Raw genomic sequence first — 15,804 nt, 5'->3', positions numbered from 1 at the left:
CATGTTAGAACTTGAAAGCAAGGATTATTTCAAAGGCTTGCCGCTGCTCGATCATGTGAATATTAACACAATGTTTGCACGGGCAGTGCTTGAGCACCTTGTTCCCGGCAGCGTTTATGTAGATGCTGTGCACAATCCCCGTGCCTTCTATGTAGTGCATTCCTATGGCATGTCTTTATTGTTTGGAGAGGCCGGCAACGAGGCGTTTACAAGGGGACTTCATGATTATATGACTAATCAAGCAGGAATGAGACAGAGTGCGGAGTGGCTGCAAAGTGATCCGGCAGCAGAGTGGACCCCTATCCTTGATTCTATTTTATCTATTCATAACAGCTCTCTGATAAACAGCGGAATTTCATCCCTGGAGAATCATTCCCGGGCCATTGAGCGGAATACAAGAGTGAACTTCTGCTTCAACCGAGAAGCCTACATGGATGCCAAGGCGCAGCTTCCGCGACCTGACGGCATTATCATGCGTACGACCAAAGAACAGTTCCTGGCTCAGAGCGGAGCGGTCGTTCCCCGGTTTTTTTGGCGGGATGAGGAGCATTTTGCTGCCGAAGGGATAGGCTATACTTTAGTTTCAGACGGTGAAGCTGCCGCTACCTCTTTTGCGTCTTGCCGCACTGCGGGGAAGCTGGAGATCGGAATCGAAACGGCGGAGAATCATCGCGGAAAAGGCTGCGCACTTGCTGTATGCTCAGCACTGATCGATTATTGTCTGGAGCATAATCTGGAGCCGGTATGGGCTTGTCGTTTGGAAAATCAAGGTTCATATTATTTGGCGCAAAAGCTTGGTTTTAGGCCGGCGGTTACTCTGCCATATTACCGGCTGGCTGTGTAATCCTATAAGGGCAGGCGTATAAGCGGCAACCAATTTCTAATGGGACACATTGTAGTGTCTCTTTTTGTTGAACACATTTTGAATAATCGGCCGTAGCGATTAACCGGATGCTGGAAGAGCGGTTATTGATGCTTTCAGCACATTGTCCAAGCCCGGAGCAGGATAGAGTCCATGGATACCCGGGCGTGTATCCTTTATAATCTCCAATAATGAGAATGGTTATCATTAGGGGGAAGTGTAATGATTGTAATGAGTAAAGAACTTGAACGGAGTTATCCGCACCGTGGTTGTGAGGAGCATGTCCTCTACGCAGGTGAGCGGAATCTGGAGTACCGGATCCTTGTCTCCCATCCTTCCGGGGAAGCGCCGCCGGAGGGCTACCCGGTCATCTACGCACTCGACGGGAATGCCGTATTTCATACGCTGGCAGAGTCCGCGCGCTTGCAGACACGCAAGCCGCATGGCTATGATCCTGTTGTGATTGTAGCCATCGGCTATCCCTCCAGCGAACCCTTTGACATGACCCGCCGTTGCTATGATTTCACGATGCCTGCGGAGTTAGAATCACTGCCGAAGCGGCCAGACGGCAGTGATTGGCCTGAACATGGAGGCGCGGATAGCTTCCTCGATTTGCTGCAGAACGAGATCATGCCGTTGATCTCCGGGCTGTTTCCTGTGGATAGCCAGCGCCAGTCACTGTTCGGACATTCGCTGGGCGGTCTGCTCGTCCTCCATGCCCTGTTCACACGGCCGCAACTGTTCACGCATTACGCTGCCGGCAGCCCTTCGGTCTGGTGGGGTGGTTATTCCCTGCTAGTTGAGCAGGAGCGGTTCTCCGCCATCTATCCTGGGCTGAAACTACAGCGGAAACTGCTGATCACCATTGGCGCAGAAGAGCTGGATCACATGGTCGAGGATGCCGAGAAGCTGCCGGTTCTGCTCGCCCCACTTGCTGCGGAAGGCTTGCAGGTCAGCCTGGCCAAATTCCCGCAAGAGGGCCATGTTACGGTCCTGCCCGCAGCGCTCAGCCGTCTGCTGAGATTCGCTCTGGAATCACAAGAAGAGGCCCAATAAGTGCAAAGTCTGAATAGATCCAAACTATACCTATCTCTTGTGGATCACCCGTCCCTATAATAGAGAATACGTATAAATTTGGAGGCGGATTAGAATGACGTTGCGACCTGATATCCAGGCGATAGTTGATACACTTCAGGACCTGGGAGTGATTGAACAGAACAGTCAAGTCAGCGAGGAAATGAAAGGAACGACCGAAGGTCTCGTATACATTCTGACCGTCAATAAGGAAAAGAAATATGTGCTGAAGGTGGACAGGCCGCAGAGCATTTCCTGCGCCGAACTGCTGCTGGCAACGTATCCCGGGAGTTCACTGCTGCCAAAACTGCTGTATACCGATCCGCACGGTAACTACATTCTGTATACCTATACTGCGGGTACAACTCATTATAAACGCGGTGCCAAGATAGATTGGCTGACAGGCATTGTAACCGGTCTTCTGAACCATTATGAAACCTCATCTGCGCCACAATGGGGCCGCCTGGAAATGCCGCGGGATTCATGGGCTGAGTTCAATAGAATCAGTTTAGAAGAGGCACGCTCCAATGTGGGGGACATATTGCCTGCGGAGGATAATGATAAAGTACAAGCCTTGTCCGGCAGAATCTCCGGCGCGGAGGACAAGTATCTTCTGCATGGCGATACAGGTGTTCATAATTTTGTATTTCAGGATCACAGCCTGGTGGGCGTCATTGACCCTTCGCCGATGGTTGGACCACTCATCTATGACTTCACTTATGCGTTCTGTTCCTCACCGGATGACTTGAATAGGATCACCTTGTTTAAGGCGTTTGACCAGCTCAAGCAGGAGGCAATAGGACATTCCAGATTGATAGAAGAGGTAGTCTTCCAGCTGTATTGCCGGATTGGCATCTGTGCCAGAGTCCATCCGCATGACTTGAAGGACTATTTGACCGCTTGGGAGCACTGGAGAACACATCTGGTGTAACAACAAATCCTATTAAAATATGGTAAACTTATCACATTAACCATAGGGGTGAGAGATGAATGTCCGATGATCATGATGAGCTTATGGAACAGAGGCGCAAGCGGCTGAAACTCATTCAATTCAGTAAAGAGGATCAAACGCTTATCGAGTCAGAGAAACCTAAGGAAACCTTCGCCGATGTAGGCGGTCTGGAAGAAGTGAAGAAGAAGATCCGGATGAACTTTATTCTGCCGCTGAAGCAGCCGGAGCTGTTCAAAGCTTACGGCAAAGAAGCGGGCGGCAGTCTGCTGCTGTTCGGGCCCCCGGGCTGCGGCAAAACTTTTCTGGCACGGGCGGTAGCCGGTGAGATTGAAGCGAATTTTATGCATATCGAGCTGCAGGCCATCCTGGCGATGTATGTGGGCCAAAGTGAGAACAACCTGCATAATATTTTTGAGAAAGCCAGAGAGAACAAACCGTGCGTCATCTTCATCGACGAATTGGACGCGATGGGCGGCAGCCGCCATCAGATGCGCCAGCATCATGACCGGATGCTGGTGAATCAGCTGCTGCTGGAGCTGGATGGTCTGCAAGCCGAGAATGAGAATGTGTTTGTCATCGGTGCCACCAATACACCCTGGTATCTCGATTCCGCACTGCGGCGTCCGGGCCGCTTCAACCACCTGGTGTTTGTCCCGCCGCCGGAGGAGTCCGAACGTGAGACTATTCTGGGCCTGAAGATGGCCGGAAAACCTGCTCAAGCCTTGAATCTGCCCAAGATTGCAGCAGATACAAAATTCTTCTCGGGTGCCGATCTGGAGCAGGTGGTGAGCGATGCCATAGAGTCTGCGATGGAGCGCACCTTTGAGACCGGAGAGATCCAGCCGATTACAAATGATGATCTGAAGAAAGCAGCGAAGTCCCGGAAGGCCACGACACTGGAATGGTTCTCAACCGCGAAGAATTATGCGACCTTCAGCGATGTCAACCGGGACTACCAGATCGTATTGGACTATGTCAAGAAACACGGAATTAAATAGCGGGATGAGTGACGGAGGCGCTGACAGTGGAGAATCAATTTAAGCAAAATACCCTTCAAGCGGTACATCAGCTCATCGAGTGGAAACGTTACAAGGAAGCTCTGACAGAAGCAGAGCAGGCGCTGCGGGAAGAGCCGGAGGATCCGGATGTTTTTGCACTGATTGCCCATATTTATAATCTCATGGATAATTATGAAAAGGCGCTGTATTGGGCGAACGAGGCACTGATCCGGGAACCGGAGCAGACGTTGGCCTGGTATGTACGCGTCAGTGTCTACTACGAAACGGACAACGAGAAAGCGCTGAATGAGAATCTGCAGGAAGCGATGCGGATTGATCCTTATGAAGCTCATTACTTTTTTCTGAAGGCTAATCTTCTAAACAAGAAGCAGAAATACAAAGAGTCGAGAGAGCTTTTGCGGCTTGCATTGGAACTAAGACCGGAGAGTCCGCTGTATTTGGCTACATTAAGCTATACTGAGGCACTGCTGGGCAATATGAAAGAGTCAGCCGAACTTGACCGTCAAGCGGTTCAATATGGAGCCGAAATGCCATATGTGATGTTATATTTGGGATGGGCGGCGGGCGACCGCGGGGATTACAAGCTTAAAGAAACATACATGAAAAATGCGGTACGCCTAAGCCCTGACGATAAGCAGATTCAGAGCGAATTTCTGGAGGCGCTCCAGCAGCAGCACAAGCTGCTACGGATTTTTTTATGGCCTACCCGGCTGGTGCGCAGAATGAAGCGGTGGCAGATCATTATGGCCTGGTTCATTATATGGATTTTATTCAGGCCGTTCGTGCTGCTGTTTATCGTATTGTATGTACTGACGCATTGGGTAACCAAAGCCATAGTACATGTGCAAGTGTTTGGCTGGAGACGAAGGGGCATGTGATAGTCCTGAGCCGGAATGTAAAAAGACACCAGCGTTTCGTTGGTGTCTTTTTACATTTACCGTGCTGAATCCTCCTGACCTCAGATCCGTTTCGCATCCACGAAGCAATGCATGTGCAGCGGAGACAACACCTTCAACCCTTCCCCCATTTCGAAATCTTTATCTCGGGCCAACTGCCGGCCTTTCTCTGCAAAGTAGAGCCGGTATAGGGCCAGTAATTCATCACTGAACTGGCTGCGGTGCTGGGCCATTGCAGCAAATTTCTGCTCGAAAGTTCCGGTGATATCAATGACCGTGTTCGGCTCTGACGAGAAATAAAACCCGATGGCCTGCGGCTGCCAAGGTTTGGTTGAGGTGCCTTTGGGATAACGGGCAAGTCCTGCCAGGAGAAAAGCCTGTGCCGTTGCCTTGCCAACAACGATATGATCGTGATGCGCTTCATAGGCCAGCCACGGATCGGGGCAGAAGAGGGCTTCGGGTTGTACGGATCGAATGATTTCGGCGATTTCCTCGGCCAATGAAGGCACATGATCCAGTGTGCCATCACCATGCTGCAGCTGATGAAACTCCGTAGCGCCCAGCATTCTCCCCGCTGCCTCCAGCTCAACTCTTCGGATCTTGGCAATCTCTTCATGCGACAGCTGCTCATCTTCTGCCCCCAGGTCACCATTCGTTACGGTCAGGTAGTGGATTTCGCAGTCTTTTTCCGCGAAGCTGGCAATAATGCCGCCCATTCCGACTTCATTGTCGTCCGGATGGGGTTGTACACATAATATTTTGCGGCATCCCGTGAGTTCGGGAGGGGCCATAAGGGTATGCAATGCAGATGAATCCATATCCATTCACTCCTTATTCATAATGTACGAGCTTCAGACGATTATAAGGCTCGGGAAATTTCCAAATCGGACAATATACGATCTCTTTGCTTGTCGCTAATAGTATAGAACAGGATAGGGATAATGGCAGCGACAAAACAAAGCGCCGGCAGGATGAACATCACAAAGCTGAGCCCATGCTGGAGACCCGGGGTTACCGGCTGGTTCTCAACATAGTTCAAGAATCCAAGGCTTGTACCGATGATGATTCTGGAGACAGCTCCGCTGAATTTAGTGATGAATGTATTCGTGGAAAAAACAATACCCTCCCCCCGGAAGCCCAGCTTCCATTCGGAATAGTCAATCGTATCCAGCAGCATGGATGTGCTCACAATGATGGTCATCCCTGAAAAAAAGAAGCTGATCCCAAAGAAGACAAGTGCAAACATCCTATTCTCGTCCCCAAACAGATAGGGAATAACACAGGATAAGCTGCCCAGAAGGCAAGAGGCGATAAACACCTTTTTCTTGGAAAACAACCTCAGCAATTTCGGAGTGGCTACCATTCCCAGCAGCATCCCCACAACAAGACTGATCCCCACCTGAGTGACATACACCGCATCCCCCCAGACATAAATCACATAATACAATTGAATGCTCTGCCTGATGCCGTTAATCAAATTGATAATCAGCAGTGAGGCGAGCAGGGCCAGCAAAGGCTTATTTTTGTAAATCGTCTGAAGATTTGTCTTAAAGGAAATCTTACCGGGCGAAGGGGTTACTCTTTCTTTGGAGGTTAATCCAGTGAGGAAAATAGAGACCGCCGCAATAGCGGCTACGAGGATTGCGGAATAGAGGTAAGCATCCGTGTTTCTTTCGCCGCCGAAGGCGAGCAGCAGCTGGATGCCACCAATGGTAACGGCTACGGCTCCGAGGGTACCGCCAATTTTTCCTAAGGTAACTACCAGCGTCCGTTCATCGGGGTCTTTGGAGATTACAGAGGATAATGCCCAGAGCGGCGTATCACATACGGTATACAACATACCCCATAACAGATAGGAGATAGAGGCGATTACTAACGTCAGTGTAGAGGAACCTCCGAAATCCCAGAAACACAGAACCGTAGCAGCCGCGATAAGGAACGGGGCGAACAGCAGATAGGGTCTGAATTTCCCCCATTTTGTGCGGGTCTTGTCTGTAATCATCCCCATTACGGGATCAAGACAGGCATCGACTATGCTGGCTACCACCAGAATTAGACTGGCCGTGGTAGCAGGTATGCCTAATAAATCGGTGTAAAAGAACAAAATGTACATCGACATAAAGCTGTATAGAATATTCTGGCCCAGCAATCCCCCGGAGAAAAAAATCTTTTCTTTGACGGGTACTTTCGTTTCCATGAGACCTCCCTCATTTCCGCTGAAGTTAAAGATGATTGTAGTGCATAACTGGTTGGATATGTATATTGTAATAATGTTTGCGCAAATAACGATTCCGGATATTTCGTAATAGAAGCAAAGGCGTATGGATTTTTAAATTTTTTTTTGGCAATGCAAAAATAAACTATTCAGAAATCGACGAAATTTGTCGAAATATATCTATGCTGTCCGGGATGCATGCTGGGGAGATTGCGTAATTGCACAGCTAAACACCGGACACACACAAAGATCGTATCCAGGGGGAGTACTCATGAAGTGGTTCAGTAACATGAAAACAGCAAAGAAAATCATCTCAGCTTTTCTGCTAGTCGCTGTGATTTTGGCGGGATTCGGTATCTATTCGATATCGACGCTGCGGGGGATGAACAAAAACACAAATGAAATGTACAACAACAATTTAATTTCCGTAAGAGATTTATCCGCAGCACAGATCAGTTTTATGAATATGCGTTTATATTTGCGGAATATGAGCACAGAGAGCGGAGCTGAAGCAAAGGCTAAGATCAAGACCGAGATTGCTGCAGCCCGCGAGAGTATCGAACAAAAGATCGATACTTTCCGTACGGTAGCCACTACCACGAAGGAGCAGGAACTGCTGCGGACGTTCGATATCGAATACCCATCCTATTTAACGCTTTATGAGCAGGGCATGTCCATCGCAGAGAATAAGGATATTACGGCATTTAACGAATTTAATAAAACAGTTCTGAGCCTGCAATCAGAAAAGGTTGCAGTAACATTGACGGAGCTGGTTGCTTTCAATGCAAGCTTGGCAGAAGCCACCAACCATCGTTCGGAACAAACCTATAACACCTCACTGGTTGTTACTATAGCCGTGGTAGTCGCTGCGGTCATTATCAGCATCCTTATTGGAACTTTCATTGCACGCTCGATCTCTAGACCTCTACGGCAGATGCTTAGTCTCGCTTCCGCGGTGGCTGACGGAGATTTGACGCAACAAGCAGAGGTTTCCTCCAAGGATGAAGTGGGTCAATTGGCATCTGCACTCAACCGGATGGTGACCAACTTAAAGGAATTGATCAATAGTATTGTGATGAATTCGCAAAGTGTTGCCGCTTCCTCCGAGGAGATTTCAGCAAGCACACAGGAAATTTCCAGCACCAGCACCAGCCAGTCGGCTGCGGCAGCCAACATCACTGAACTCTTCAGAGAACTGTCGCTTGCCATTAACTCTGTGGCTGTAAGTGCAGAAGAAGCAGCAGAGCTCTCTAATGATACGGTCAGAACTGCCCGTGAAGGCGGACATGTGGTTGAAACATCCCTTCAGGGAATGCAGGCTGTGAATCACAAGATGACTCAGCTGGAGGATGACTCCAGCAAGATTGGCGATATTATTGAGGTCATTGACGATATCGCCGAGCAAACGAACCTGCTTGCGCTGAACGCAGCCATTGAAGCAGCCCGTGCCGGAGAACAGGGCCGCGGCTTTGCCGTTGTAGCCGATGAAGTCCGCAAGCTGGCGGAACGAAGCAGCGAGGCGACCAAGGAAATTACGAAGATTATTAAAGCGATGCAGGAAAATACGAAGCAAAGTGTCCGGGCCGTGTCCGAAAGTGTGGAGCAATCTTCGATGACCAGCCAGGCTTTTGAGCAAATTATCGCGATGGTGAATAACTCCGCGCTTAAAGTGAATGAAATTGCTGCAGCTTGCGAAGAAGAGTCTGCACAGGCTGCAGAGGTTATGAGTTCGGTAGAAGCAATCTCGGCTTCTAGTGAGGAGTCCGCCGCTGCTTCTGAAGAGACTGCAGCTACCTGCCAGTCTTTGGCTCAGCTCTCTGAAGAATTGGCGATTTCCGCTGCCGCATTCAAAACCCACTAATTTTACAGACTGAAGGTGACAACATGTCCACGCTGCAGAAGGAACAGTATATTGAACTCGCCGTGGGTGCCGAGACCTGTGCGATCCGTATCGAAGAGATTCATGAAATCATTAAGATGCTGAGCATTACGGATATACCGTTCACCAGGAATGAAGTTAAGGGCGTGGTGAACCTCCGGGGCAAAGTAGTCTGTGTCATGAGCCTGCGCAATCTGCTTGGTATGTCGGATGAGCCCTATACAAGAGAAACCCGGATTATCGTAGTCCGTTGCCGGGATGAATTCGTAGGTTTGATCGTAGATAAAGTGAACAAAGTGACTACCTACGGAGAAATTCATCCGCCTACTGGAGCGCATAGCCGAAGTAGAGAAGGTGTTTTTCATGGCATTGGACAACAGGGAGACCAGCTTATTGGGATCTTGAAGCTCGAGGAAATATTGGGCGGATAGAAAGGAGAATATAAATAATGATGGAGCTGTCTGCCTACCGAGATATTTTCATAGAAGAGCTGAACGACCAGTTGGAGCGGATGGACCAGTCCCTGTTGACCCTTGAGCAATCTCCTTCGTCCGAGCTGATCCAAGTTCTGTTCCGGGCCGCACATACGATCAAGGGCTCTTCTTCAACGATGGCCTTCCGGGAAATGAGTGATTTGACCCATGAAGTGGAGTATGCGCTGGAATGGGTACGTGAGAAAAAACCGGAAATCACCGCAATTCTGATTGATACACTCTTTAGCGCACTGGATGCCATGAAGAAGCTGCGCAGCCAATATATCAGCGGGGAAGCTTATGATGACTGCAGTTCTGTGGTTTCGGAGATTAAAGCGCTGATTAACAAACCTGCAAAGCAAGAACCGGTCCGCCCGCCTGTGTTAAGTGCCGCTGAGAGTCTTAAAGTAGAGGAAGCCACTGCCGCCGGGGAACAGATACTGATGATCGGCGTTTCGCTGAAAGAGGATTGCCAGATGAAGGCAGCACGCCATTTCATCCTGTTGCAGCGGATCGAAGATGTCTGCGGATCGGTTATTGCTGCTTCACTTTCACCCGGTGAAGCTGTAGATAAAGATGAAGACAGCCGTTACGGCAGATTCGCTGTAGTGGTTGCAACCTCGAAAGAGCCGCAGCTGATCCAGTCACAGCTGGAGGGGGATTCAGATGTGCAAACTCTGGCGATTACTCCCTTCGAATCGGGAGAAGCTGCCGGCGGAGAGATAGCTACTATAGAAGTACCGGCAAATATGCCACAGTCCGGGCCTCCGGCTGAAGAACGGGTCAAAGGTAATCAACCGACGGTCCGGGTCAGTGTGGAACGGCTCGATCATCTGATGAATCTGGTCGGTGAATTGCTGATAGACCAGACCTCACTAGCGGATCTGAAAACGACCGGCATCCGCAATGACCCTGCTAAAGCGCTGCAGAGCATCAGTGGCGTATCCGATCATATGGGCAGTGTCATCAAGGAATTGCAGGAAGGCGTGATGAAGACACGCATGCTGCCTATAGACCAGCTCTTCAGCCGGTTCCCGCGTATGGTCAGAGACCTGGCGCAAAAGCTCGGCAAGGATATAGAGCTGGTGGTACAGGGCGGCGAGACTGAGCTGGACCGGATGATTATCGAGGAATTGAGCGATCCCTTGATCCACTTAATCCGCAACAGTGCAGACCACGGAATCGAAAGCCACGAAGTGCGTGCGTCAAAAGGCAAACCGGCGAAGGGACGCATTACCCTGTCCTCCTTCCATGAAGAGAATAATGTAGTGATTTCCCTGGCAGACGACGGTCAGGGCATTGATGCCGGGAATATCAAGGCTTCCGCGCTTCGCAAAGGCATCATTACAGAGGATCAGGCTGCACATTTGACGCCGCTTCAAGCGCTTCATCTCATTTTCGAGCCTGGCTTCTCGACGGCTTCCGAGGTGAGTGATGTATCCGGACGTGGTGTGGGAATGGATATTGTCCGCAGCCAAATCGGAAGATTGAACGGAATCATTGATATTGATACAGAGCCGGGTAAAGGGACGACATTCACGATCAGGCTTCCGCTCACCTTGGCGATCATCAAGGGATTGCTGGTCAAGGTGTCAGGCCGGGTATTGATTCTCCCCATGTACAACATTGCTGAAATTGTTCGTATTCACCCGGAAGAGATTCAGACGATCCAAGGGGAGCAGGCGATTATCAACCATGGACGGATTGTGCCGTTCTCCTGGCTGCGGGACAAGCTGCATTATCCGCGTGTTGAGCGCAGTTCCAAAACGATCTCGATTGTCATTGTCAGATCAGTCGACAAAATTTCTGCCTTTGCGGTGGATGAAATCTTGGGCAATCAGGAAGTGGTCATCAAAACGCTCGGAACCATGCTCGGGACCTTGAACCATCTATCCGGGGCGACCATTCTGGGGAACGGACGGGTGGCTATCATCTTGGATGCTTCCTATCTCGTAAGCCATTAAATTATGATGAGAGAGTGCTTTATCAGCCGGGAGAATGGCTGATGAGCACTCTTTTTCAATAGAGCGCTGTATAGAACTTTACAGGATGGAGAAAAATATGGAAGAAGACTTAAGGGAAAGGAGTGGTGATGTGGATATTACACTGGGATCTGATGAAGTTATCAACCGGATCAAGCAGCTTCAATCCAACGGAACAATCAACAAAAAGCAGGTAAAACAGCAGGATCCGGAGCTGATGCGGAGCGCATTGTATTATTTTCCAAGCTGGGAGCATGCCCTGAAAAACGCAGAGCTGGTATAGAACAATACGACAAAGAGCCGAAGATGCGACACCTGCGCACCTGCGGCTCTTTACCTTTGTGAGGAAATCCACTTCTCATTTATTCCGTTGAACCCTCTATTTTTGGTAAGAATTTTTGTTGTTCGATTGCTTTTTGGTTTAACTGCAGTTCATCTCTGAAGGCATTGATTTTCAACTGCAGTTTGCGCAGGATCTCCAACTGCATCTCATTAACCCGGTCTTCAATGCAAAATGCGGAGCAGGAGAGAATACCGTCGGCATAAGACTTTGTTTCATCGGTAACGGTATTAAGCTTCTCTTTATAGATTCTCTTTACAGGTCCAAGCTCGGGTTTGATCTCGTAATAACGGTTGGTCTCAAGCAGCAATCGCCAAGGGCTCACCTTAATATCAAATTCATCCTTCTCAATCTCTGCGGATACTTTGACTATTTTAATCTGATTGTTCATGATGATAATGATCCTCCTGCAAACCCATACTTTCAATGGGGATAAATTCTCGATGATGGACTAAGAGATTATATCATGCAAAGGAATCATTTCCTACTGAAATTTATTAAAAGAATAGTTCGATGGAACTATGTGTAAATACCTTTTAGAGGAGGATGTCATGAAAAAGTTAATTGTTGTCAACGGCACAATGGGTGTCGGGAAATCCGCCGTATGCAAAAGCCTGAACGGGGTGCTAAATCATTCCGTATGGCTGGACGGCGATTGGTGCTGGATGATGAATCCCTGGATCGTAAACGATGAAAACAGAGCCATGGTGGAGAATAACATTACATATCAGCTAAGAAGCTTCTTGACGAACTCTACATTTGAACATGTCATTTTCAGTTGGGTACTTCATCGCGAAGAGATCTTGCAAGGTCTTCTGAAACGGCTAGATGATCTGGAATTTGATACACAAACGATTACCTTGATCTCTTCGGAGACTGCACTAAGGCAGCGGATGGAGCAAGACCATAGACCGGAGGAGCAAATTCTCAGCAGTATCGAACGTTTAAGCTTATACCGGAACATGGGGACTACTAAAATAGATACAAGCAGCCACGATGTGGACGAAGTAGTTGAACAAATGAAATTAATCATCAGTCAATAAGGAGGGCTTTATGCTTATGCATAATCTTCAAGCCGTTTTCATAGACCGTGACGGGACGATGGGGGGAACTGGACATTTTATTCATCCCCGCGATTTTGAACTGTTCCCGTTCGCGTTGGCCAAGCCAGTGAGGCGGAATTTAGCAGCCAGTTTGTGTCCTTCGGAATGGACGCCTCCTACATTTGTCCTCATTCCTCCGGTAGTGACTGTGAATGCCAGAAACCCAAACCAGGGTTGGAACAACGGATATGCTGGCAGCAGCCGCAGTGGGCGCAATCAAAGTGCTTGTCCGTACGGGCTGGGGCGAAAATTCGCTTATGGCTTACCGCAAGGATTGGTATGAGGCGGCGGAGCCGGACTTTATTGCAGCAGACTTGCTGGAAGCCGCACAATGGCTGATTGCATTGAAAGTTGGCTAAGACAGGGCAACAAGCAGTTTTCCTTTTATAAAAGATTAATTCTGTTCTGAAAAAAGCTGTCATTGATCATATACGTCCATGTCGCTGAGGGGACTCTCAAAGCCTCCAAGTGGAAATTTATCTTCAGTGAGCAAAAGTCCGTTGTCAGAAAAAGTTCCACAACAGCGGTTTCGATCCTCTCTTCCAGTGTTGTAAAGGCATTTATGATCAGCCGGTGATACTCATGCAGCGGATTTTTGTGGCTCAGGCTTTCCAGATGAATGCCTTCCTTCACAGAAGAAACGTAAGCCAGATAATCAGCCCAGCCGTTATCAATTTGAACCAGTGTGATGAATCTTTCGGCTTCCTCAACCCTTTTTTCCCCGAACCTGCGGCATAATTGTTCGTAAATTGCTGGTACTCTTGTCATTAAGATGGTTGGCCTCAATAACTCACCAAGCAGGGCCTCCCGTTTCGTGAAAAGAATACGCCGCTGCTGTTCGATCAAATCGGCATATTTATTTAAGGTTTTTCTGATTTCAATATGCTGGCCATCCATGACTAGCTGAATATGGTTGATCAGGTTGCAGATTCTGGAACCTTTAAGCGGAGAATCCTGCTGCAGATCCTGATATTCCTTCGGAAGCGCCTCTCTTAAGCCGAACCTTGCGAGCAAATCATCCTCCAGGCTAATCATATAGCGGGAGGAGCCGGGATCTCCCTGCCTGCCTGCACGGCCACGCAATTGTTGGTCTACACGTACACTTTCATGCAGATTTGTACCGATGACATACAACCCTCCGAGCTTTTTTACTGCCAAGTATTCTTCCGCATCGCCTCCGCCGAGAATAATATCGACACCCCGGCCTGCCATATGGGTTGAAACGGTCACCGCATTCAGCCGGCCTGCTCCGGCGATCAGCTCCGCTTCCCTTTGATCATTTTGTGCGTTCAGGAGGTTGCATGGAATGCCTGCATTCTGCAAGTCGGCTGCCATTTGACAGGATGCCTGCACACTAGCTGTACCAATTAGGATAGGCTGCTTCGTCTTATGAACAGCAGCAATTTCACTAAGAATGGCCTGCCACTGGGCTTCACGGTGCGTGAATATTACATGAGGATAATCAATTCTTCTGCAGGGCTGATGCGGTGGAATCACCATCACATCCAGGGCATAATAGGCTCTAAACTCATCCGCCGAGGATAACGCCGTTGCTGTCATCCCGCAGAGCCGGGCATAGAGGCTTAAAAAATGCTGCAGCGTCATGGTTCCAAGAATTTTGCCGCCGGACTGAATGCTCAGCCCTTCTTTGGCTTCCACTGCTGTCTGCAGACCGTCTGGCCAATGCCGGTTCTCGGCAATTCGCCCGGTGAATTCATCAATAAGCAGCACGGCGCCGTCTCTTACAATATAATCGACATCTTTCTTTAATAAAGCCTCTGCATGCAGCGCACAGTGAAGCTCTGCGAGCGTATCCGAGTTGCGGGACTCATATAAATTTCCGCATTTCAGCATGACCTCAGCCTTAAGCGCTCCGGCTTCCGTCAGGTGTACATTCCGCCTATGCTCGTCCGTATCATAATCCGGCCCCTGAATGAGCTGCTTCACGATCAACGGTATTTCACGGTTACCTGCACGTTTCTTGTCCGTTTCTCCCGCGATGACAAGCGGAATCCGGGCTTCATCAATGAGTATGGAATCCGCCTCGTCGACCAGTACGCAGTGAAGGGGGCGCTGGACTTTGTGGGCTGGAGTATACACCAGTGAATCCTTTAAGTAATCAAAGCAAGCCTGCTTCGCCGACAAATAAGTGATATCGGCAGCATATGCTGCTTTTCTTTCCCCGACCTCCTGCCCCTCTGCAACATAACCGACGGAGAGACAGCCCCCTGTAGACAGGGCCCATCCATTCGGCATCCCGCCGAGCCAGATAATCGTTAAAGGTAAAGATATGAGCGCCTTTCCCCTGAAGCGCCTGTAAGTAAGCGGGGAGGACGGCAGCCAGCGTTTTCCCTTCCCCGGTCTGCATTTCCACCAGATAACCATCACACAGGGCTAATCCGGCTGCGAGCTGTACGTCAAAGAGACGGATTTGCATGAATCGCCACACAGCTTCAGCTACAAGTGCTGCCCCTTGAATCATTAAATCCTCAAGCGGTACACCACTTTGGGCTTTCAGCTTCATTTCCCCGGCGCAACGCCTGATTTGGATGTCGCTCCAGTTCTCCATTGGAAGCTGGCGGATGCGTTTGATTTTTTCATAATAAGGCTTGAGCTTACGCTCCTGGAATTTCGCCTCTATGCGGCTATACAGATTGTTGCCCATAGCAAATAATCCTCCTTTAATAGTAATAACGGCGGGCGTTATCTATTAGAAAGCAGGATGTGGCTAGGCTCCTTGAAGGTATGGAACCGGATAAGAATTCGTTTACTTGCTATACATACCAGATCATAACCCTGTACGAGATGATTGGAGAGCAGCAGGATCATTTCAAAGTGTAATATTGTTTTTAGAGAGATGAAACCGCAGAATAAGTGGTTGTCGAAGAGAACGGTAAACAGCGGTGTCCGGTCGAGGCTCAGTATGTTAAGGATGAATTTATAGCAAACCAAATAGAAGTTAAGCAGCAAACGTCCGCATCCCTCCAACATAAATATCCCGCCTCCTCA

Annotated in this window: 16 protein-coding genes and 1 pseudogene; 11 read left to right on the top strand and 6 right to left on the bottom strand. The window is 49.1% G+C overall.

The window, feature by feature from the left end; all coding sequences use genetic code 11:
- Window position 1: 1 nt before the first annotated feature.
- From H70357_RS22010 to H70357_RS21990, 5 genes are all read left to right on the top strand, one after another.
- Window positions 2–844 carry a GNAT family N-acetyltransferase gene (locus H70357_RS22010; RefSeq protein ID WP_038594142.1) on the top strand — a complete coding sequence of 281 codons (843 nt, stop codon included), beginning with the start codon at window positions 2–4 and terminating at the stop codon, window positions 842–844.
- A gap of 240 nt (window positions 845–1,084) precedes the next feature.
- Complete coding sequence (locus tag H70357_RS22005; RefSeq protein ID WP_231578302.1) at window positions 1,085–1,918, top strand: alpha/beta hydrolase; 834 nt, start codon at window positions 1,085–1,087, stop codon at window positions 1,916–1,918.
- Window positions 1,919–2,012: 94 nt separating this feature from the next.
- On the top strand, window positions 2,013–2,867 hold the full coding sequence (locus H70357_RS22000; protein WP_038594139.1) for a phosphotransferase: 855 nt from the start codon (window positions 2,013–2,015) through the stop codon (window positions 2,865–2,867).
- Window positions 2,868–2,926: 59 nt separating this feature from the next.
- Window positions 2,927–3,886 carry an ATP-binding protein gene (locus H70357_RS21995; protein ID WP_038594137.1) on the top strand — a complete coding sequence of 320 codons (960 nt, stop codon included), beginning with the start codon at window positions 2,927–2,929 and terminating at the stop codon, window positions 3,884–3,886.
- 26 nt (window positions 3,887–3,912) lie between these two features.
- Window positions 3,913–4,785: a tetratricopeptide repeat protein gene (locus H70357_RS21990; protein ID WP_052092183.1), complete on the top strand. Its 873-nt coding sequence runs from the start codon at window positions 3,913–3,915 to the stop codon at window positions 4,783–4,785.
- 80 nt (window positions 4,786–4,865) lie between these two features.
- Here H70357_RS21990 and H70357_RS21985 read toward each other — a convergent pair whose 3' ends face one another.
- Together H70357_RS21985 and H70357_RS21980 are read right to left on the bottom strand one after the other, a co-directional pair.
- On the bottom strand, window positions 4,866–5,621 hold the full coding sequence (locus H70357_RS21985; RefSeq protein ID WP_038594131.1) for a PIG-L deacetylase family protein: 756 nt from the start codon (window positions 5,619–5,621) through the stop codon (window positions 4,866–4,868).
- A 41-nt stretch (window positions 5,622–5,662) separates the two neighbouring features.
- Window positions 5,663–7,000: an MFS transporter gene (locus H70357_RS21980; RefSeq protein ID WP_038594128.1), complete on the bottom strand. Its 1,338-nt coding sequence runs from the start codon at window positions 6,998–7,000 to the stop codon at window positions 5,663–5,665.
- A 289-nt stretch (window positions 7,001–7,289) separates the two neighbouring features.
- Here H70357_RS21980 and H70357_RS21975 point away from each other — a divergent pair, with 289 nt between their 5' ends.
- From H70357_RS21975 to H70357_RS21960, 4 genes are all read left to right on the top strand, one after another.
- Complete coding sequence (locus tag H70357_RS21975) at window positions 7,290–8,879, top strand: methyl-accepting chemotaxis protein (protein WP_038594126.1); 1,590 nt, start codon at window positions 7,290–7,292, stop codon at window positions 8,877–8,879.
- Window positions 8,880–8,902: 23 nt separating this feature from the next.
- Entirely contained in the window at window positions 8,903–9,328 is a 426-nt protein-coding gene (locus tag H70357_RS21970; RefSeq protein ID WP_038594123.1) for a chemotaxis protein CheW, read from the top strand.
- Window positions 9,329–9,345: 17 nt separating this feature from the next.
- Entirely contained in the window at window positions 9,346–11,334 is a 1,989-nt protein-coding gene (locus H70357_RS21965) for a chemotaxis protein CheA (protein WP_038594120.1), read from the top strand.
- 97 nt (window positions 11,335–11,431) lie between these two features.
- Window positions 11,432–11,635: a hypothetical protein gene (locus tag H70357_RS21960; RefSeq protein WP_038594117.1), complete on the top strand. Its 204-nt coding sequence runs from the start codon at window positions 11,432–11,434 to the stop codon at window positions 11,633–11,635.
- Between the two features lie 79 nt (window positions 11,636–11,714).
- Here the strand turns inward: H70357_RS21960 and H70357_RS21955 are convergent, their stop codons facing one another.
- On the bottom strand, window positions 11,715–12,083 hold the full coding sequence (locus H70357_RS21955; RefSeq protein WP_038594114.1) for a hypothetical protein: 369 nt from the start codon (window positions 12,081–12,083) through the stop codon (window positions 11,715–11,717).
- Between the two features lie 160 nt (window positions 12,084–12,243).
- Here H70357_RS21955 and H70357_RS21950 point away from each other — a divergent pair, with 160 nt between their 5' ends.
- Window positions 12,244–12,735, top strand: a complete 492-nt coding sequence (locus tag H70357_RS21950; RefSeq protein ID WP_038594112.1) for an AAA family ATPase — start codon at window positions 12,244–12,246, stop codon at window positions 12,733–12,735.
- Between the two features lie 212 nt (window positions 12,736–12,947).
- Window positions 12,948–13,154: an HAD hydrolase-like protein gene (locus H70357_RS36730; protein WP_231578301.1), complete on the top strand. Its 207-nt coding sequence runs from the start codon at window positions 12,948–12,950 to the stop codon at window positions 13,152–13,154.
- Window positions 13,155–13,179: 25 nt separating this feature from the next.
- Here the strand turns inward: H70357_RS36730 and H70357_RS37190 are convergent, their stop codons facing one another.
- The 3 genes and pseudogenes from H70357_RS37190 to H70357_RS21935 all read right to left on the bottom strand — a co-directional run bounded on the left by H70357_RS37190 (window position 13,180) and on the right by H70357_RS21935 (window position 15,786).
- On the bottom strand, window positions 13,180–13,692 hold the full coding sequence (locus H70357_RS37190; protein ID WP_442950480.1) for a hypothetical protein: 513 nt from the start codon (window positions 13,690–13,692) through the stop codon (window positions 13,180–13,182).
- 156 nt (window positions 13,693–13,848) lie between these two features.
- Window positions 13,849–15,364: pseudogene (locus H70357_RS37185) on the bottom strand (preprotein translocase subunit SecA); the annotation flags it as partial.
- Window positions 15,365–15,498: 134 nt separating this feature from the next.
- Window positions 15,499–15,786 (bottom strand): hypothetical protein, encoded by a 288-nt coding sequence (locus H70357_RS21935; protein ID WP_038594109.1) that lies wholly within the window; start codon window positions 15,784–15,786, stop codon window positions 15,499–15,501.
- Between the last annotated feature and the right edge of the window lie 18 nt (window positions 15,787–15,804).

It is taken from the genome of Paenibacillus sp. FSL H7-0357 (genome assembly GCF_000758525.1).
Lineage (GTDB): Bacteria > Bacillota > Bacilli > Paenibacillales > Paenibacillaceae > Paenibacillus_AQ.
Note: the sequence above shows the minus strand (reverse complement) of the source record. Positions and strands in the feature narration are given on the sequence as shown.